General features: G+C 72.7%; 18 protein-coding genes. 9 read left to right on the top strand and 9 right to left on the bottom strand.

What is annotated here, in order from left to right; all coding sequences use genetic code 11:
* Window positions 1-37: 37 nt before the first annotated feature.
* Window positions 38-2176, bottom strand: a complete 2139-nt coding sequence (gene glgX, locus ACIG47_RS08820) for a glycogen debranching protein GlgX (RefSeq protein ID WP_397430479.1) — start codon at window positions 2174-2176, stop codon at window positions 38-40.
* A gap of 140 nt (window positions 2177-2316) precedes the next feature.
* On the opposite strand from glgX, the gene ACIG47_RS08815 reads away from it, so the two are divergent.
* Window positions 2317-2562, top strand: a complete 246-nt coding sequence (locus tag ACIG47_RS08815; RefSeq protein ID WP_119144404.1) for a hypothetical protein — start codon at window positions 2317-2319, stop codon at window positions 2560-2562.
* Window positions 2563-2578: 16 nt separating this feature from the next.
* Here ACIG47_RS08815 and ACIG47_RS08810 read toward each other — a convergent pair whose 3' ends face one another.
* From ACIG47_RS08810 to ACIG47_RS08795, 4 genes are all read right to left on the bottom strand, one after another.
* Window positions 2579-2854 (bottom strand): hypothetical protein, encoded by a 276-nt coding sequence (locus tag ACIG47_RS08810; RefSeq protein ID WP_397413598.1) that lies wholly within the window; start codon window positions 2852-2854, stop codon window positions 2579-2581.
* Window positions 2855-2873: 19 nt separating this feature from the next.
* Window positions 2874-4052: a cystathionine gamma-synthase gene (locus ACIG47_RS08805; protein WP_397430478.1), complete on the bottom strand. Its 1179-nt coding sequence runs from the start codon at window positions 4050-4052 to the stop codon at window positions 2874-2876.
* 43 nt (window positions 4053-4095) lie between these two features.
* Complete coding sequence (locus ACIG47_RS08800) at window positions 4096-5463, bottom strand: cystathionine beta-synthase (RefSeq protein WP_397413595.1); 1368 nt, start codon at window positions 5461-5463, stop codon at window positions 4096-4098.
* Between the two features lie 125 nt (window positions 5464-5588).
* Window positions 5589-5912, bottom strand: a complete 324-nt coding sequence (locus ACIG47_RS08795; protein ID WP_397430477.1) for a DUF2277 domain-containing protein — start codon at window positions 5910-5912, stop codon at window positions 5589-5591.
* A 105-nt stretch (window positions 5913-6017) separates the two neighbouring features.
* On the opposite strand from ACIG47_RS08795, the gene ACIG47_RS08790 reads away from it, so the two are divergent.
* The 5 genes from ACIG47_RS08790 to ACIG47_RS08770 all read left to right on the top strand — a co-directional run bounded on the left by ACIG47_RS08790 (window position 6018) and on the right by ACIG47_RS08770 (window position 10942).
* Window positions 6018-6713 (top strand): FadR/GntR family transcriptional regulator, encoded by a 696-nt coding sequence (locus ACIG47_RS08790; RefSeq protein ID WP_397430476.1) that lies wholly within the window; start codon window positions 6018-6020, stop codon window positions 6711-6713.
* Window positions 6710-7477 (top strand): creatininase family protein, encoded by a 768-nt coding sequence (locus ACIG47_RS08785; protein ID WP_397430475.1) that lies wholly within the window; start codon window positions 6710-6712, stop codon window positions 7475-7477. Before ACIG47_RS08790 ends, ACIG47_RS08785 begins: the two co-directional genes overlap by 4 nt.
* A gap of 96 nt (window positions 7478-7573) precedes the next feature.
* Window positions 7574-8623: an alpha/beta hydrolase family esterase gene (locus tag ACIG47_RS08780; protein WP_397430474.1), complete on the top strand. Its 1050-nt coding sequence runs from the start codon at window positions 7574-7576 to the stop codon at window positions 8621-8623.
* Window positions 8620-10164 (top strand): AbgT family transporter, encoded by a 1545-nt coding sequence (locus ACIG47_RS08775; RefSeq protein ID WP_397430473.1) that lies wholly within the window; start codon window positions 8620-8622, stop codon window positions 10162-10164. Before ACIG47_RS08780 ends, ACIG47_RS08775 begins: the two co-directional genes overlap by 4 nt.
* A 61-nt stretch (window positions 10165-10225) precedes the next feature.
* The gene (locus tag ACIG47_RS08770; RefSeq protein ID WP_397430667.1) at window positions 10226-10942 is read left to right on the top strand and encodes a DUF1361 domain-containing protein; all 717 of its coding nucleotides are present in this window, start codon (window positions 10226-10228) and stop codon (window positions 10940-10942) included.
* A 22-nt stretch (window positions 10943-10964) separates the two neighbouring features.
* On the opposite strand, the gene ACIG47_RS08765 is transcribed toward ACIG47_RS08770, so the two are convergent.
* Together ACIG47_RS08765 and ACIG47_RS08760 are read right to left on the bottom strand one after the other, a co-directional pair.
* Complete coding sequence (locus ACIG47_RS08765; RefSeq protein ID WP_397430472.1) at window positions 10965-12167, bottom strand: sialidase family protein; 1203 nt, start codon at window positions 12165-12167, stop codon at window positions 10965-10967.
* A gap of 105 nt (window positions 12168-12272) precedes the next feature.
* The gene (locus ACIG47_RS08760; protein WP_397430471.1) at window positions 12273-13211 is read right to left on the bottom strand and encodes an AraC family transcriptional regulator; all 939 of its coding nucleotides are present in this window, start codon (window positions 13209-13211) and stop codon (window positions 12273-12275) included.
* Between the two features lie 74 nt (window positions 13212-13285).
* On the opposite strand from ACIG47_RS08760, the gene ACIG47_RS08755 reads away from it, so the two are divergent.
* From ACIG47_RS08755 to gap, 3 genes are all read left to right on the top strand, one after another.
* Entirely contained in the window at window positions 13286-14314 is a 1029-nt protein-coding gene (locus ACIG47_RS08755) for an SDR family NAD(P)-dependent oxidoreductase (RefSeq protein WP_397430470.1), read from the top strand.
* Between the two features lie 26 nt (window positions 14315-14340).
* Window positions 14341-15297 (top strand): GlxA family transcriptional regulator, encoded by a 957-nt coding sequence (locus ACIG47_RS08750; protein WP_397430468.1) that lies wholly within the window; start codon window positions 14341-14343, stop codon window positions 15295-15297.
* A 141-nt stretch (window positions 15298-15438) separates the two neighbouring features.
* Window positions 15439-16437 (top strand): type I glyceraldehyde-3-phosphate dehydrogenase, encoded by a 999-nt coding sequence (gene gap / locus ACIG47_RS08745; RefSeq protein WP_397430467.1) that lies wholly within the window; start codon window positions 15439-15441, stop codon window positions 16435-16437.
* A 3-nt stretch (window positions 16438-16440) separates the two neighbouring features.
* Here the strand turns inward: gap and ACIG47_RS08740 are convergent, their stop codons facing one another.
* The gene (locus ACIG47_RS08740) at window positions 16441-16917 is read right to left on the bottom strand and encodes a protein-tyrosine phosphatase family protein (protein WP_397430466.1); all 477 of its coding nucleotides are present in this window, start codon (window positions 16915-16917) and stop codon (window positions 16441-16443) included.
* A 110-nt stretch (window positions 16918-17027) separates the two neighbouring features.
* Window positions 17028-18713, bottom strand: coding sequence for a beta-1,3-glucanase family protein (locus ACIG47_RS08735; RefSeq protein WP_397430465.1), 1686 nt, complete (start codon window positions 18711-18713; stop codon window positions 17028-17030).
* Window positions 18714-18783: the final 70 nt, after the last annotated feature.

Below are 18783 nucleotides of genomic sequence, written 5' to 3'. Positions count from 1 at the left end.
CCCGGTTCCACTCCTCGGTCCGGTCACGGCCGACAGCCTAGCCCGCTGTCCGGGATGGGCGAGTCAGTACCACCACGCTGTGGGCCGTCACGGACAGACCCGTGCCGGCCTCCAGCACCGTGCCGGGCTCCGCGCTGCCGTCCGTGTCCAGCACCACGGTCCACTCCGGGCCGTACGCGACAGGCGGCAGGGTGAAGTCCAGGGCGCCCGAGTGGGCGTTGAGCAGGAGCAGGAACGAGTCGTCGACCACCGCCTCGCCCCGGGACCCGGTCTCCGTGATCGCGTCACCGTTGAGGAACACGGTCACCGTGCGGGCGTAGGACTGGTGCCAGTCCGTGTCGTCCATGCGGGCGCCGGTCAGGTCGAGCCACTCGATGTCGGCCGGGCCCTGCGCGGCCGCCCCGGCCACCTGTCCGTCGAAGAACCGCCGGCGGTGCAGGATCGGGTGGTCGCGGCGCAGCCGGACCGCGTGCCGGGCGAACTCCAGCAGCGCCCTGCGCTCGTCGTCGAGCTCCCAGTCCATCCAGGTGAGCTCGTTGTCCTGGCAGTAGGCGTTGTTGTTGCCGTCCTGCGTACGTGCCAGCTCGTCGCCGTGGGCGATCATCGGCACGCCCTGGCTGAGCATGAGCGTCACCAGGAGGTTGCGGCGCTGGCGGGCGCGCAGCTCGCGGACCTCCGGGTCGTCCGTGGGGCCTTCGACGCCGCAGTTCCAGGACCGGTTGTGGTTCTCGCCGTCCTGGTTGTCCTCGCCGTTGGCCTCGTTGTGCTTGCGCTCGTAGGAGGTGAGGTCGGCGAGCGTGAAGCCGTCGTGCGCCGTGACGAAGTTGATGGACGCGCTGGGCATGCGGCCGCTGTGCTCGTACAGGTCGCTGGACCCGGTCAGCCGGGAGGCGAACTCCGGCAGCGTGGCGGGCTCGCCGCGCCAGAAGTCGCGCACCGTGTCCCGGTACCGGCCGTTCCACTCGGTCCACAGCGGCGGGAACCCGCCCACCTGGTAGCCGCCGTCGCCCAGGTCCCACGGTTCGGCGATGAGCTTGACCTGGGAGATCACCGGGTCCTGGTGCACGATGTCGAAGAACGCGCTCAGCCGGTCCACCTCGTGGAACTGCCGGGCCAGCGTGGCCGCCAGGTCGAAGCGGAAGCCGTCGACGTGCATCTCCTCGACCCAGTAGCGCAGCGAGTCCATGATGAGCTGCAGCACGGCGGGGGAGCGCATGAGCAGCGAGTTGCCGGTGCCGGTGGTGTCGAAGTAGTGCGCGTCGTCGCCGTCGACCAGCCGGTAGTAGGCGGCGTTGTCGATGCCCCGGAAGCCCAGGGTGGGGCCCAGGTGGTTGCCCTCGGCGGTGTGGTTGTAGACCACGTCGAGCAGCACCTCGATGCCCGCCTCGTGCATCGCCTTGACCATGGCCTTGAACTCCATGACCTGCTGGCCGCGGCTGCCGTAGCCGGCGTACCCGTTGTGCGGCGCGAAGAACCCGATGGTGTTGTAGCCCCAGTAGTTGGTCAGGCCCTTGGCCGCCAGCGACGGGTCGGTGACGAACTGGTGCACGGGCATGAGCTCGACGGCGGTGACCCCGAGCTTCGTCAGGTGCTCGATCACGGCGGGGTGGGCCAGCCCGGCGTAGGTGCCGCGCAGCTCGTCCGGCACGTCGGGGTGGCGCATCGTGAGGCCCTTGACGTGCGCCTCGTAGATCACCGTCTCGTGGTACGGCGTGGCCGGCGGCCGGTCGTGCCCCCAGTCGAAGAACGGGTTGACCACCACGGAGACCATGGTGTGGCCCAGGGAGTCGGCGCCGTCCGGCGTCGTGCCCGTGGTGGCCTGCTCCACGTCGTCGAACGGGTAGGAGAACAGGGACGGGTCGCTGTCGAGGTCGCCGTCCACGGCCTTGGCGTACGGGTCCAGCAGGAGCTTGGCCGGGTTGCACCGGTGGCCCGACGCCGGGTCGTACGGCCCGTGCACGCGGTACCCGTACCGCGTCCCGGGGCCGACGCCGGGCAGGTAGACGTGCCACACGTGCGCGTCCGTCTCGGTGACCTCGACGCGGGTCTCGGTGTCGTCGTCCGCCAGCAGGCAGAGCTCGACGCGTTGTGCCACCGACGTGAAGAGCGCGAAGTTGGTCCCCGTGCCGTCGAACGTGGCGCCGAGGGGGTAGGGGCGCCCTGGCCAGGTCTGCATCGGACGATCATGACACCACCCGTCGCCGGACGGGGGGAGATGTCGTGGTAGGCGTGCCGTGCTCGTGGAGGCTTGGCGGGGATTCGAAATACTGTGCCAAGCGGATGCGAACAGGCCCCGGTTCCTGCGAGGATGGGGCCATGATCACGGGGGAACCCCAGTCCGCCGCCGAGCCCGTCGAGTCAGCTCCGACCGACCTCATCGACGAGTCCAACGCCTCCTACGCCCACATCGCGCCGCCGGCGGTCCGCCGCGTCGCGACCCGCCGCGGCCTGCTCGGGGGCGGTGACGTCTCCAAGGCGCCCCGCAACCTCGCCGGCTGCGAGCTCGACCCGATCTCAGGAGCCTCCAGCGGCGTCTCCTGGGACGACCCGGAAGAGCTCTGACCGAACGCCTGGCGGCTCAGCGCGGACGCCGCGCCGGGTCGACGGGGATGAGCCGCGGCATGCCCGCGGGCGCCACCTCGCTCAGCGCCAGGTAGCGCGCCTCGGCGCGGTGCAGCCGGATGTGCTCGTCGAGCGACCACTGCGGCCCGTTGGTGAGCGTCATGCCGCAGGAGCAGTCGATCTCCTCCCGGTCGCCCGGCAGGTTCCGCACGAGCCCCACGGTGACGTGCGCGGCGCGGGCATCGGCCTTGGCGCGGTGCATGGCGGCACTCACGGGCGCGTGTTCGGTCACGGCCCCACCCTACGTGCACTTAACGCACGGAACCGTGGGTGTGGTCGAGGGCCTGGAGCACGTCGTCCAGCAGGTCCGTCACGTCCTCCAGACCCACCGACAGGCGCACGATCGACGGCGAGACCTCCGCCTCCGTGCCGCGCACCGACGCGTGGGTCATCGCGCTCGGGTAGTTGACCAGCGACTCCACCCCGCCGAGCGACTCGGCCAGCAGGAACACCTGCGTCGACTCCGCGAACGTGCGGGCTGCCGCCTCGCCGCCCGCGAGCTCCAGCGAGATCATGCCGCCGAACCGCGACATCTGGTGGGCGGCGACCTTGTGGCCCGGGTGGTCCGGCAGGCCCGGGTACAGCACACGCGCGACGGCGGGGTGGTGCACCAGCCGCTCGGCGAGCGTCTGGGCGGTCTCGGAGTGGCGCTGCATGCGCACGGACAGCGTCTTGATGCCGCGGGTGGTCAGGAACGCGTCGAACGGGCTGGACACCGCGCCCGCGGCGAACTGCACGTAGCGCACCTGCTCCGCGAGCTCGTCGGCCCCGTCCTTGACGACGACGGCGCCGCCCACCACGTCGGAGTGCCCGCCGAGGTACTTGGTCGTGGAGTGCACCACGACGTCGGCGCCCAGGTCGAGCGGGCGCTGCAGCGCGGGGGAGGCGAACGTGTTGTCGACCACCAGCAGCAGGCCGTTCTCCTGCGCCAGCCCGGCGAGCGCGGGGATGTCGCTGATCTTCATCAGCGGGTTCGACGGCGTCTCGACCCACAGCACCTTGGACTCCGGCCGGATCGCGGCGCGCACGGCGTCGAGGTCGGCGGTGTCCACGGTCGTGTGCGCCACGCCCGCCCTGCCGTGCACGGTACGGATCAGGCGGTGCGTGCCGCCGTAGACGTCGTTCGGCACCAGCACGTGGTCGCCGGGTGCGACGACGGCGCGCAGCAGAGCGTCCTCGGCGGCCAGGCCGGACGCGAACGAGATGCCGTGCGCACCGCCCTCGATCGCCGCGAGCTGCTCCTCCAGCGCGGTGCGGGTGGGGTTGCCGCCACGCGAGTACTCGTAGCCGCCGCGCAGGTTGCCGATGCCGTCCTGCGCGTAGGTGGAGGTGACGTGGATGGCGGGGATCGCGTCGCCCGTGGACGGGTCGGAGTGCTGTCCCGCGTGGATCGCGAGGGTGTCGAACCGGCTGGGCCTGGCGTCGTTCATGGTGGTCTCTCTTCGAGGTCGTGGTCGTGCGGTGGGGCGGCCGTCAGACCGCGAGGTAGTCGAGCAGGTCGGAGCGGGAGACGACGCCGAGGGCCTTGCCCCCGTCGGTCACCAGCAGCGCCGTCTCGTCGGCGAGCGCGGCACGCAGCGTGCCGACGGGCTCGTTGACGCCGATGAGCTGCAGGGGGCGGCCGATCAGCCCGCCCACCTCGTCCGACAGGTTCGCCTTGCCGGCGAACACCCCGTCGAGCAGCTCGTCCTCGTGCACGGCGCCGGCGATCTCGCCGAGCACCACGGGTGGTTCCGCGGTCAGCACGAGCAGCTGCGAGACGCCGGACCGGGTCATCCGGTCGATCGCGTCGCGCACCGTGTCGGTCTGGTGCACGTAGAGCAGGGGCGGGGTGCGGTCGGCCTTGGCGGCCAGCACGTCCGCGACGGTGTGGTCCTCGATGGCGGGCGCGAACCCGTAGGACCGCATCCAGGTGTCGTTGAAGATCTTGCCGAGGTAGCCGCGGCCGCCGTCGGGCAGCAGGACCACCACGACGTCGTCCTCGGTCAGGTCGCGCGCCGCCTTGAGGGCCGCGACCACGGCCATGCCGCTGGAGCCGCCCACGAGGATGCCCTCCTCGCGGGCGAGCCGGCGGGTCATGGCGAACGACTCGGCGTCGGTCACCGCGATGATCTCGTGCGGCACGCTCGGGTCGTAGGCGGACGGCCAGAAGTCCTCGCCCACGCCCTCGACCAGGTAGGGGCGGCCGGTGCCGCCGGAGTAGACGGACCCCTCGGGGTCGGCGCCGATGATGCGCACCTTCTCGCCCGAGACCTCGCGCAGGTAGCGGCCGGTGCCGGTGATGGTGCCACCGGTGCCGACGCCCGCCACGAAGTGGGTCACGCGCCCGTCGGTGTCGCGCCAGATCTCGGGGCCGGTGGTCTCGTAGTGCGACCGGGGACCGTTCGGGTTGGAGTACTGGTCGGGCTTGAAGGCGCCGGGGATCTCGCGCACCAGCCGGTCGCTCACCGAGTAGTAGGACTCGGGGCTGTCGGGCGCGACCGCGGTCGGCGTGACCACGACCTCCGCGCCGTACGCCGTCAGGACGTTGCGCTTGTCCTCGCCCACCTTGTCCGGCAGCACGAAGACGCAGCGGTAGCCGCGCTGCTGGGCCACCAGGGCGAGACCGACGCCGGTGTTGCCCGAGGTGGGCTCCACGATGGTGCCGCCGGGCTTCAGCTTCCCCTCGCGTTCGGCGGCGTCGATGATGCGGCCCGCGATGCGGTCCTTGGAGGACCCGCCGGGGTTGAGGTACTCGAGCTTGACCAGCACCGTGGCACTGGTGACGCCCTCGGTCACGTGGCTGAGCCGGACCAGGGGGGTGTTGCCGACGAGGTCAACGACAGAATTGACGTACTGCACCTGTTTCTCTTCCTGTTCTGCACGCGCGACGGCGCGCGCGGGGGACTGACGGACCGGGGTGGGTGGTCAGTGACAGCGACAGGAGAGGGGTGCGAGCACGTCGCAACTGTAGCGGCGCGGACCGCTCAGTGCGAGTGCGCGATGCCCAGCTCGTGCATCCGCTCGTGCTCCTCACGCTCCTTGATGCGCTGCGCGATGCGCGCCTGGACCTCCGTGCGGCGCAGCGGCGGCACGGTCTTGGGCGGCTGACGGCGTTCCGGCAGCTCGTCGAGCAGGCGCGTCACGATGTCCGCGATCTCGGCCGTGGCCCGCTCCACCGGGTCGCGGGTGGCGTCGCTCACCTTGGTGACGCCCGTGACCTTGCGCACGAACTGCAGGGCGGCGGCGGTGATCTCCTCGTCGGTGGCGGCCGGTTCCAGGCCGCGCAGCGTGGTGATGTTTCGGCACATGCTGACGACGGTACGCCGGACGGCGGCCGCGGGGGAGGGGCCGGCCGTCGGGCCACGCTCGACCAGGGTTGACCTGCGGTTGGTTAAGTGATTTAGTCACTTGCCATGACTCAAGGTAGAGCCTCCTTCTCCGAGCAGCTCGCGGACGACATCGTGCAGCTCATCCGCTCCGAGAGCCTCGGACCCGGCGACGTGCTGGAGTCCTCCCGCGAGCTGGCCAAGCGGTTCGCCGTCACGACCCCCACGGTCCGGGAGGCCCTGCGCCGGCTGGAGGCCACCGGCGTGGTCGAGCTGCGGCACGGCTCCGGCACGTACATCGGCCCCGGGATCGAGCGGTCGGTGCTGGCCAACCCGCACCGGCCGCACATCACCCGGGCGTCGGTGATCGAGCTGGTCGAGGCCCGCCTGGTCATCGAGCCCGGTGTCGCGGCCCTGGCGGCGAGCGCCCGCGACGCCGCCGCGCTGCAGCGGCTGGAGGCGGCGACGGCCACGGCGCTGCAGCCGCCGGTGCACGGGTACCGGCCGGCGCTGAACTTCCACGTGGAGCTGGCGGCGGCGTCGGGCAACGGGCTGCTGCGCGAGACCGTGGAGGCGCTGCTGCACGTGCGCGCCACGGAGCAGACCGAGATCCGGTTCCGGTACGACGACCGGCAGCGGGACCAGGCCGAGCACCTGGAGATCCTCTCGGCGGTGCGGGACGGTGACGGTCCGGCGGCCGAGCGGCTGGTCCGGGCGCACCTGACCACGATCCGGGAGTCCCTGGAGGCCGCGGACTTCGATGAGCCCGGGGCGACGTCGTGACCGCGCCGGACGTGCTGGCCGAGATGACCACCCGGGAGGCCGCCGACGCCGCCGCCCGGGGCACGATCGTGCTGATCCCGGCGGGTGCGCTGGAGCAGCACGGGCCGGGCATGGCCCTCGGGACCGACCTGGTGCGTGCGGAGGGGGTGGTGGCGCAGGTCGCCGCCAACCTGTCCGGCCGGGTGGTGGTGGGCCCGTCGATCCCCGTGGGGGTCTCGCCGCACCACATGGCGTTCCCGGGCACGGTCACGCTGACCACGACGACGTTCGCCGCCGTGGTGCGCGAGTACGTGACGAGCCTGCACCGGCACGGCTGGACCCGGTTCCTGGTGGTCACCGGGCACGGCGGCAACAACGCGACCCTGACCACGGTGGCGCAGGACCTGCTGGTGTCCCTCCCGGGGGTGCAGCTCGCCTGGTCGCCGCTGACGTCGCTCGCCGGCGACGCCGTGGCCGCCATGGCCCCGAGCGCGGTGCACGGCCACTCCGGCGAGGCCGAGACCGCGCAGATGCTGCACCTCGCACCGCACCTGGTGCACACCGACCGTCTCGAGCCGGGTACCACGACCCCGGACCAGCTCGACGACGTCTCCCGGACGGCGCGCCACCACGCGCAGCCCGCCCTGACCCTGCCGTACGACCGCCTCAGCCCGAACGGCGTGCTCGGCGACCCTCGCCGGGCCACGGCGGAGGACGGCGCCGCGATCGTCACGGCGATGGTCGCCCGCATCACGACCTTCCTGGAGGAGTGGCTGGCCGCCTAGCGCCCACCCTGCTCCGACCCCCACGACGCACCTGGCCGCCAGGTGCCGGCTCCGCCCTGCCCGCAGACCGCGGGCGGGCCCGCAGAAAGGACTCGCATGTCAACGACGACAGCACCACACCGACACCACGCACGGCTCAGGCGCCCCGCACGCCTCGGCGCGGCGCTCCTGGCCGCCGTGGCGCTCGCGGCCTCCGGTCTGGCCGGCGCGACCACGGCAGCCGGCGCGACCACGGCAGCCGCCGGGCCCGCCCCGGCCGGGGTCGTGCGGTCCGCCGGGTGCGGCGCGGACCCCGGCCAGGCGCCGGGCACCAGCGTGCTGCGCACCCTGGTCAGCGGCGGGCGGGAGCGCACCGTCCAGCTCCACCTGCCGGACGGCTACCGCAGCGACCGGGCCTGGCCCGTCGTGCTCGTGTTCCACGGGCGGGGCAACACGGGCGCCGGGACCGAGGCGTTCTCGGGTCTGGACGCCCTGCCGGCGATCGTCGCGTACGGCAACGGCGTGGTCGGCACCGGCGACGGCGACCGCCAGGCCTGGGAGGGCGCGCCCTACTCGGCGCCCGGCGTCGACGACGTCGCCTACACGAACGACCTGCTCGACACCCTGGAGTCCGGCCTGTGCGTGGACACCCGGCGCGTGTACGCGACCGGCAAGTCCAACGGCGCGGGGTTCACGGGCATCCTGGCGTGCGAGCTGTCGCACCGGATCACCGCGATCGCGCCGGTGGCGGCCGCGCTGTACGGCACGGGCCACCCCACCTGCGCGCCGGAGCGACCGGTCCCGGTCATCGACTTCCACGGCACCGACGACGCCACCATCCCGTACGACGGCGACGCCGGGCGCGGCTTGCCCGCGATCCCGGTCTGGGTGGACGGCTGGGCGGCGCGCAACGGCTGCGACCCGCGGCCCGACGTCGAGGAGACGGCATCCGACGTGACCACCACCCGCTGGACCGGCTGCCGTGCGGGTGCCGAGGTGACGCACGTGGCGGTGCTGGGCGGCGGCCACACGTGGCCCGGGGAGGACAGCTACTCCGGCGGCGGGTACGCCACGCACAGCATCGAGGCCCACGAGGTGATGTGGGAGTTCCTGCGGGACGAGCGGCTGCCGCTGCGGTCCGCCGGAGCCACGGGGGTGGCGTCATGACCGCCACGTCCACGTCGCCCAGCGGGCAGGACCGCCTGCCCGCCGTCCTGCGGGTGCTCGCCGTCGTCGAACGGCTCGGCAACGCGCTGCCGCACCCGTTCTGGCTGTTCTGGATCCTCGCGGCGATCCTCGGCGTGACCAGCGCCGGGCTGGCGGCGGCGGGCGTGTCGGTGGTCTCGCCGGCCGACGGCGAGACCGTCGTGGTGCAGAACCTGCTCAGCGGTGCGGGTCTGGCGATGGCCGTGTCCACGGCGGTGGACAACTTCGCGACGTTCGGGCCGATGGGCACCATCGTGGCCGTGATCATGGGCGTCGCCATCGCGGAGCGCACCGGGTTCCTGGCGGCGGCCATGAAGGTCTCCGTGTCCCGCGTGCCCGTGTCCTGGGTGGTGTTCGCCGTCGCGTTCGCCGGCACCGTCTCCCACGTCGCGAGCGCCGCCGCGTACATCATCCTGGTGCCGCTCGGCGGGCTCGCGTTCCGGGCCGTCGGCAAGTCGCCGATCCTCGGCGTCGTCGTGGCCTACACGTCCATCGCGTCCGGCTACGACGCGAGCCCGGTGCCGACGCCGAACGACGCGATCTTCGCCGGCATCACCACGGAGGCCGCGCGGATCATCGACCCCGCGGCGTACGTCTCCCCGGTGAGCAACTGGTTCTTCAACATCGGGTCCTCGCTGCTGCTGGCGATCGTGATCACGCTGGTCACCAACCTGGTTCTCGCCAAGCGCCCGGACCTGGACGCCGACCCCGACGCCGACCTGGACGACGTCGAGGGGCTGGAGCTGTCGGCCCGCGACCGGTCCGCGCTGCGCGCGGCGCTGCTGTCCGGGCTGGGCGCGGTCCTGGTGGTCGCCGCGGTGGTGCTGCCGCCGGCGTCGCCGCTGCGGGGTGAGGGCGGGAGCCTGACCGAGTCGCCGTTCCTGGACGGCATCGCGGCGATCGTGGCCGTGTTGTTCGCGCTGGTCGGCATCGTGTACGGGTGGCGGTCCGGGGCGATCACGACGGCCGGGGACGTGCCGCGGCTGATGGCCGAGGGCGTGCGGCAGATGGCGCCGGTGCTGGTGCTGTTCTTCGCCATCGCCCAGTTCCTCGCGTACTTCGACTGGACGCACATCGGCGACGTCATCGCGGTGAACTCCGCCGAGGCGCTGGAGACCAGCGGGGTGCCGATCTGGGTGGTGTTCCTGGCGATCCTCGCGCTGCTGTCCGTGGTCAACGTGCTGGTCACCAGCGGGTCGGCGATGTGGGCCATCGCGGCGCCGATCGTGGTGCCGATGCTCATGCTGCTGGACGTGCCCGCCGAGACCACGCAGGCGCTCTTCCGCATCGCCGACTCCGGATCCACGGCGATCACGCCGATGAGCCCGTACTTCGTCATGGCGCTGGGGTTCCTGCAGCGGTACCGCAAGGACGCCGGCATCGGCACCCTGGCCTCGTACACGCTGCCGCTGGCCGTGTGCATGACGCTCGCCTGGACGCTGCTGTTCTTCGCCTGGTGGGGACTCGGCATCCCGCTCGGGCCGGGTGCGCCCGTGCGGTGACCGGGCCCGGCTCGTGGCCCCGTCGCGCGCGGCGGCGGGGCCACGGCGAGGATGAGCGGTGATGAACGCGATCCTGCTGCTGCCCCTGGGCCTGGTCCTGCTCAACGTCTTCGCACTGGCCCTGGTGTTCCTGCGGGCACCGCTGTTCCGGCTGCCGGTGTACTGGCCGATGGTGCTCAACGTGGGGCTGTCCGTCGCGCCCGCCGTGGTGCTCGGCATCGGGCTGGCCCTGATGCTCGCGGTCATGGCCTTCGTGCCGAGCCAGGCGCTCCTGCTCACGGTGATCGCCGTGGTGCTCGTGGTGTGGGTGCTGCTGCTGCCCAACGCGGCCTACCTGGTGACCGAGCTGAACTTCTCCCACCGGCGGCCCACCGACGACCCGGCGCCGCTGTGGTACGACATCGTGATGGTGCTCGCCCTGGCCCTGTCCGGGGTGCTGAACACGCTGTCGAACGTGCTGCTGGTGCAGCTCGCCTACATCATGATCGTGCGGCCCAACGACGACGACCCCTACCGGCACCCCGACTCCTGGCTGCTGGTCGGGGTCACGCTCGTGCTGGTGAGCGTGGGGATCTACCTCGGGCGCTACGTGCGGTTCAACACCTGGGACCTGCTGCACCCGGCCTCGTTCGCCCGCAAGCTCGCCGGGCACCTGAGGGTGCCGGCGAACCTGCGGGCGCTCGGGGGGTTCGTCGTCGTGCACGCGCTGTTCCTCGGGGTGCTGTACCTGCTGATCGTCGCCCCCGTGATGGTGCTCGTGGCCGCCGTGAGCCGGTGAGCCCGAGGCGTCCGGCCCGTCGTCAGTCCGGCAGGCCGGCGACCGCGAAGTACGTGGTGCAGGCGCCGCCCTCGGACTCGTAGCCGGTCGCCAGCTCCAGCACCTCGTCACGCTCGGGCAGCGGCAGCAGGCTGGAGCTGTAGTTGGGGCAGTAGTTGTTCCACGGGTCGAGGATCGCGACCGGCGCGGCGGCCGTCGTCCACGGTGACTCGGGCGCGGCCTCGTTCGTCATGATCGTGGAACCGTTGCCGGGCAGCACCGCGCCGCCCGCCCCGTAGAGCATCTGGCCGACGGCGAGCAGCCGCCCGTCGGGCGTGCCGTCGTCGTACCAGCTCACGGTCGGGGCGTGCCGGAAGTGGGTGCCGTCGGCGGTGGCCACCCGGTGGCCGAGCTGGGCCGGGTCGCCCCAGCTCGTGCCGTCCGGGGAGCGCCGTACGTAGTGGCGGCAGTCCTGCCCCGGGCCGCAGATCTCGTAGCTCATGAGGTACGTGCCGTTCGGCAGGGTGCGCACGACCGGCATCCCGGGCCGCAGCGCGGGGTCGGCGGCGGCCACCACGTTCTCCAGCGGCCCCCAGGTGCGCCCGTCGGCCGAGATGGTCTGCACGAGCGTCTGGCTGTGCGTGGGCTGCTGGTTCTCGTCGGAGACGTACAGCACCAGGTCGCCGTCCGGGGTCACGGCGAACTCCGGCTCCCACAGGCCCTTCGTCCCTGCGGCCGTCGCGGCCGTCGAGACGTGCTCCCAGGTGCGGCCCTGGTCGCGGCTGGCCCAGACCGGCAGCGTCATGCGGCGGGTGGCCTCGTCCTGCTGCTGGCCCACGGACGCCGACCACAGCAGCGTGCCCGCCGGGAGGTCGCCCACCTGGCGCGGCAGCTCGAACAGGGTCGAGCAGCACAGGCCCTGCGCCGCGCCGGGGTCGGAGACGGTGCCGACCCGGTCGAAGGTGCGGCCGTCGTCGGTGCTGGCGAAGATCGCGCCGTGGCCCACGTCGCCCTCGAACGTGACCACGCTCGCGATGATCGTGCCGTCGGCCGCGCCCGAGTGCTCCAGCCGGATCGCGCGCGGGTAGAGGGCCGCCCCGTCCATCAGCCGGGTGCCGTTCACCGCCCCGCCGGGTGGTGGCGCGGCGGTCCCTGTGGCCGTGGCCGGGACGACCGCGGCGGTCAGGGTGAGCGCGGCGAGCGCCAGGACGGTGAGCGCGGGCCGGAGGAAACGTCGTACGACCATGGGTGGTACCTCTCTGATCGGCACTGATCTGATCGACACTGATCTCGGCGGCCACGGTAGTGACGGACCCGCGCTTGAGTCAACGTTGCACCACCCCTGGCGGGATCACGCCCGGACCCGGGTGCGGTACCGCAGCGGGGACACACCCACCTCCCGCTTGAACGCGGTGCTGAACGCGCTCTCCGACGCGTAGCCGAGCTCGGCAGCCAGTGCGCCGACGCGGACGTCCTGGTGCCGCAGGGCGCGCCGGGCGAGCAGCATGCGCCACCGGTTCAGGTACGCGACGGGCGGGATCCCCGCCACGGCGCGGAACCGCTGCGCGAACGACGTCCGCGACATCGCGGCGGCGCGGGACAGCTCCGTCAGGCCCCACGCCCGGGCCGGGTCGGCGTGCATGAGGCCGACGGCGGGGCGCAGCCGGTCGTCCGCCAGCAGCCGCAGCCAGCCCGCGGGCGGTCCGGCCGGGTCACCCGCGGCCTCGTCCGCCGTCTGCTCGATGTAGGCCCGCAGCACCTCCAGCAGCAGGAGCTGCCCGTGCTGCCGGACGGCGAAGGCCGTGCCGACCCGGTCCCCGGTCACCTCGACGTACAGCCGGTGCAGGGTGCCGCGCAGGTTGGTCGCGGCCACACCGGACCCGCGCACGTGGGCCAGCGGCGGGAGCGCCTGGCTCAGCAGCGCGTGCCCGGCGGGGTCGAGGTCGACATGGCCGCCGATGACGACGTCGCGCGCGGCGCCCGCGGACCCCGGCGGCGGGAGGGTGGCGAAGTCGGCGTCCGGCACGACCTCGCGGGGCGGCCCGTCACCCGTGCCGCCCTCGGCCCGCAGCCACGTCCGCCCGTTCAGGACGGCGACGTCGCCGGGCCCCAGCGCGACGGGTCCGGCGCCGTCGGTGCTCAGGCGGGCGCGACCGCTGACCACCGCGAAGAACTTGATGCCCTCGATCTCGGCGCGCGAGACCCACGGCCCGTGCACGGCGAACCCGCCCGACACGACGCCGCGCACCTCGACGAGGTCGAACACGGCGGAGAGCTGGTCCTCGATCACCTCCGTACTCTCGCGCAAGAAATACGCACTGACAAGTATTCAGAGTCCGCCTGCGCGCAGGCAGGGTGGTGACCATGCAGACAACACACCAGCAGCACCCCCTCGGCACCGGCTTCACCCCGGCCTCCACGGCCGACGACGTGCTGGCCGGGATCGACCTGACCGGCACGAACGTCGTCGTCACCGGCGGGCACAACGGCATCGGACGCGAGACCACCCGGGCGCTCGCCGCCGCCGGGGCCTCCGTCACCGTCGCGGCGCGCAACCCCGAGCGGGCCGCCGAGCAGCTCGCCGGCATCCCGCGCGTCGACACCGGGAGGCTGGACCTCATGGACCCGGCGTCGGTCGACGCGTTCGCCGCCTGGTACCTGGGCTCCGGCCGGCCGCTGCACGTGCTGATCAACAACGCGGGCATCATGGCGGGGCCGCTGGTGCGCGACGCACGCGGCTACGAGTCCCAGTTCGCGACGAACCACCTGGGGCACTTCCAGCTCACCCTCGGCCTGCTGCCCGCGCTGCGCGCCGCGCACGGCGCCCGGGTGGTCAACCTGACCTCGGGCGGGCACCGCTTGTCCGGCATCCGGTGGGACGACCCGCACTTCACGGCGGGCTACGACGAGATGGGCATGCTCGCCTACGGCCAGTCCAAGACCGCGAACGTGCTCTTCGCGGTCGAGCTCGACCGGCGCTGGGCCGCCGACGGGATCCGCGGGTACGCGGTGCACCCCGGCATCGTCATGACCACCAACCTGGGCCCGTGGCTCGCCGAGGGCGAGCAGCGCACCCCGTGGCTGGACCACGACGCCCGGCGGGCCATGGGGCTGGTCGACGAGGCAGGCGAACCCGTCGTCGACCCGGACAACGAGAAGAAGACGGTCCAGCAGGGGGCGAGCACGAGCGTGTTCGCGGCCACGAGCCCGCTGCTGGCCGGGATCGGCGGCGTCTACCTCAAGGACAACGACGTCTCGCCCCTGGACCCCGAGCCCCAGGACATCGACTTCGCCACGGAGCAGAACCCGCCCGCCACGGTGGTGCCGCACGCGATCGACCCGGGGTCGGCGCGGCGGCTGTGGACCCTCAGCGAGGAGCTGCTGGGCCGGTAGCCGGCGCCCCGCCTAGGATCGCTCGCGTGAGTGCTGTCCCGCGCAAGAACCACCAGATCGCGGTGCTCGTGCTGGAGGGCGCCAAGCCGCTCGACGTCGGCATCCCCGCGCAGGTGTTCTCCAACCGGCCGAGCATGCCCTACGAGGTGCGCGTGTGCGGGGCGGCGCCGGGCCTGGTGACCGGCGGCGACGGCCTCTCGTACCACGTCGCCGAGGGGCTGGCCGCGCTGGAGCGCGCCGACACCGTCTTCGTCCCCGGGTACCGCACGCCCGCGGACGCCGACCCGCCGGCCGTGGTCGTCGACGCGCTCCGCGCCGCGCACGCGCGCGGGGCGCGGCTGGCGGCGATCTCGACCGGCGCGTTCGCGCTCGCGGCGACCGGGCTGCTGGACGGCCGGCGTGCCACCACCCACTGGCACTACACCCGGGCGCTGCGCGAGCGGTACCCGCGCGTGCAGGTCGACGAGAACGTGCTGTTCGTGGACGAGGGCGGCGTGCTGACCTCGGCGGGTGCCGCCTCGGGGATCGACCTGTGCCTGCACCTGGTGCGGCGTGACCACGGCGTGGGGCTGTCCAACCACGTGGCCCGGCGGCTGGTGGCAGCGCCGTACCGCAGCGGGGGACAGGCGCAGTACGTGCCCCGCAGCGTGCCCGAACCGCTCGGCGACCTGTTCGCCGAGACGCGCGCGTGGGCGCTGGAGCACCTGGCCGAACCGCTGACGCTGGAGACGCTCGCCGCCAACGCCCGGGTCTCGGCGCGCACGTTCTCGCGGCGGTTCGTCCAGGACACCGGCTACACGCCGATGCAGTGGGTGCTGCGGGCGCGCGTGGACCTGGCCCGGGAGCTGCTGGAACGCAGCGACCTGGGCGTGGAGCAGATCGCGCACCGGGTGGGGCTCGGCACCGCGGCGAACCTGCGCCTGCACTTCCACCGGATCCTGGGCACATCGCCCACGGAGTACCGGCACACCTTCTCGGCGTGAGCGGCCGGCACGGGGGGTGGCGGGATCCTTGCGGGTGGTGGCGAAGTGTCTGGCGGGATCCTTGCGCACCGGGGCGATCGAGCCGCTTTCGGGCCGCCCGCGCGCGACGGAGCATGGGTGCGACGAAAGGAAACGACACCCATGACCCGCATCGCCATCAACGGCTTCGGTCGCATCGGCCGCAACTCCCTGCGCGCCCTGCTGGAGCGTGACAGCACGCTCGAGGTGGTCGCCGTCAACGACCTCACCGCCCCCGACGCCCTCGCGCACCTGCTCAAGTACGACAGCTCGCTCGGCCGGCTCGGCCGTCCCGTCGAGGTCGACGGCGACGAGCTCGTCGTCGACGGCCGCCGCATCACGGTGCTCGCCGAGCGCGAGCCGGGCAAGCTGCCGTGGGCGGAGCTCGGCGTCGACATCGTGCTGGAGTCCACCGGCCGGTTCACCGCCGCCGACGCCGCCCGTGCCCACCTCGACGCCGGGGCCCGGAAGGTGCTGGTCAGCGCCCCGTCGGCCGGCGCCGACGTCACGCTCGCCTACGGTGTGAACACCGACGCCTACGACCCGGCAGCGCACACGATCGTGTCGAACGCGTCGTGCACCACCAACGCCCTGGCGCCGCTCGCCTCCGTGCTGGACGACCTGGCGGGCATCGAGCACGGCTTCATGACCACCGTGCACGCCTACACCCAGGAGCAGAACCTCCAGGACGGGCCGCACCGCGACTGGCGTCGTGCCCGCGCCGCCGCCGTCAACATCGCGCCCACCACCACCGGCGCGGCCAAGGCGATCGGGCTGGTGCTCCCGGGCCTGGACGGCAAGCTGTCGGGCGACTCGATCCGCGTGCCCGTGCCGGTCGGCTCTCTCGTGGAGCTGAACACCACGGTCGCCCGCGAGGTCACCCGCGACGAGGTGCTCGCCGCGTACCGCGCCGCCGCCGACGGTCCGCTGGCCGGCATCCTCGACTACTCCGACGAGCCGCTGGTCTCCAGCGACATCACGGGCGAGGCGGCGTCGGCCATCTTCGACGCGGCCCTGGTCCGGGTCGAGGGCCGGCACGTCAAGGTCGTGGCCTGGTACGACAACGAGTGGGGCTTCTCGAACCGCGTGATCGACACGCTGGAGCTCCTGGCCCGCGGCTGACGCCTACCGGTCACGGGGGCGGACGGCGGTCCCGGTCTGCTCGACCCACCGCCGCTGCCCCCGGGTCTCCACCGCGCGCCGGCGGTAGTGGGCGCGGACCCACGCCACCGCGTCGGTCGGCGCCACGCCGCTCAGGGTCGCCAGGACCGCGAGCGCCGTGCCCGTCCGGCCGACACCTCCGCCGCAGGCGATCTCGACGCGCTCGGTCGCGGCCCTGGTGTGGGCCTCGCGCAGGGCGGCGAGGGCGTCGTCGGTCGAGTCCGGGAGGCGGAAGTCCCGCCAGCGGACCCAGCGGTACTCCCAGCCCTCGACCCGGGGGTCCTTGCCGCGCAGGTAGACGGCGAAGTCCGGGGCGGGCACGTCCCCGCGTGGCAGGCGCAGCCCGGTGCCCCGGACCCGTCGCCCGTCGGGCAGCTCGACGACGCCGTCGGTCAGGTTCCAGCGGCGGAGCTCCTGCTGCTCGCCGGCTGTGCTGTCCATGGGCTCAGGCTAGTGGGTGAGGTCTTCGGGCGAGGTCGGTCCGTTGCCTTGAGAACGGTCCTTCGGGGGACCGATCTCGAGGCAACGGGCCGACGTCGGCGCGAGAGGTGTCAGAAGGTCCAGCGCTGCGCCTCCGCGCCCGAGCAGGTGCGGATCTCCAGGCGCTGGCCGTCGTGCTGCGGGGTGCCGCCGACGGTGGTCAGGCACTTGCCCGACTGCGGGTTGACGAGCGCGCGGGTGGCGGACTGGTATGTCCAGCTCTGCGCCCTCGTGCCGTTGCACGTCCAGAGCTGCACGACGGTGCCGTCGGCCGTGCCGCCGCCCGACACGTCCGCGCACCGGCCGAGTGCGCCGAGCGTGGAGCCCGACCGGGTCCAGGTCTGGGCGGCGTTGCCGCTGCAGTTCACGATCTGCAGCGGGTTGCCGTCGAACGAGTCGGCCCAGGGCACGTCGACGCACATGCCGTTGGCGGCGCGCACCGGCCCCGTGCCCGACGGCAGCGGCGAGGTGCCGCCGTCGCCCCCGCCGCCGTCCGATCCGTCGATCGGGCTGGCCGTGCCGGAGAACGGGTCGAGCTGGATGTAGGCCGCGGTCGGGTTGCCGTCGTGGACCAGCGACTCCTGCGCCAGCACGTCGTCGAACGCGAACCCGTAGGCCTTGCCGTTGGCCATCTGCTGGTGGATGAACTTGGAGTAGTAGTCGGTGACCGACGCCTCGTAGAAACCCGACGTGCTGGTGCCCGGCTGCGTGGTGCGGGTCAGCAGCGTGGAGCGGTGGAAGCCCGCGCACAGGGTGCGGGCGATGGCACCGATGTCGTTGTTGGGGGCCGCCAGGTCGTTGTAGCAGCCGAAGATCGAGTCGCTCGACGGCTTGCGGAACTCGGTCACGTACGCGCCCGAGGCGTTGGTGAAGCGCATGACGCCGTTCACCACCCGGCCGGTGAACACCGTGGCGGGGTCGTAGGAGTAGGGCGCCACGGTGAGGTTCTCGTTCGTGTACTTGGCCCACACCTGGTCCACGTACGACGACAGGACGTTGGGGTCGAGCTGCCCCGTGCCGATGGCGTGGCTGGGTGCCAGGACCCGCAGGAGCGACCCGTCCGGTGCGCGCTGCTCGAGGTTGTTCCAGCCTGGCGTGGCCTCCAGCGCGTTGACCACGTTCTGGTAGCCGTCGGGCTTGAGCATGCCGGTGCTGAGCACCGTGCCGTCGGCCTTGCGCAGGCCGGTCTGGTAGGGCGCGGAGAGGAAGTCGACCTGGGTGCTGTTGATCCACAGGCCGCCGTCGTTGAGCGTGAACTCGGTCCAGGAGAACAGCTTGTTCCGGTTGGGGTCGCTCGGGTTCTGCACGGCGGGCTGCACCAGGCGGCCGTCGTTGACCACCTTGAAGGACAGCTTGCTGCCGTAGGAGAAGTACACGCGCCCCGACATCTTCGGGAGCTGGATGGTCTTCGACTGGCCGTTCGCCGGACCGGCGATCGAGGCGTCGGGGGCGTCCACGGGCGTACCGCCGACGGTGGGCCAGGCGTGGAACGTGCCGGACGCGTCGGCCCAGCCCAGCCGGCCGGTGCCCGGGTCGCCCAGCACGTACACGAAGACCTGGTCACCGCGCCCGGAGTCGTTGGTGATGGTCAGCGGGATCGTGGCCGGTACGGCCGAGGCGGCCTGCGGCTGGGCGACAACGAGGGCGCTCGCGGTGACGGCGAGCACGCCGAGTGCCGCGACGGTGTTCAGCAGTGCGCGGAGCCTGGGCCTTCCGGTGCGGGGTCGTGCCTGGGACCTTGCCTCGGTACGTGACATGGAGATCTCCTCGCGTTCCGTCGAGTACGTCGTCGTACTTACTGGGATGTCAGCAGAACGGATATTAGTG

The organism is Promicromonospora sp. NPDC052451 (assembly GCF_044547525.1).
Lineage (GTDB): Bacteria > Actinomycetota > Actinomycetes > Actinomycetales > Cellulomonadaceae > Promicromonospora.
Note: the sequence above shows the minus strand (reverse complement) of the source record. Positions and strands in the feature narration are given on the sequence as shown.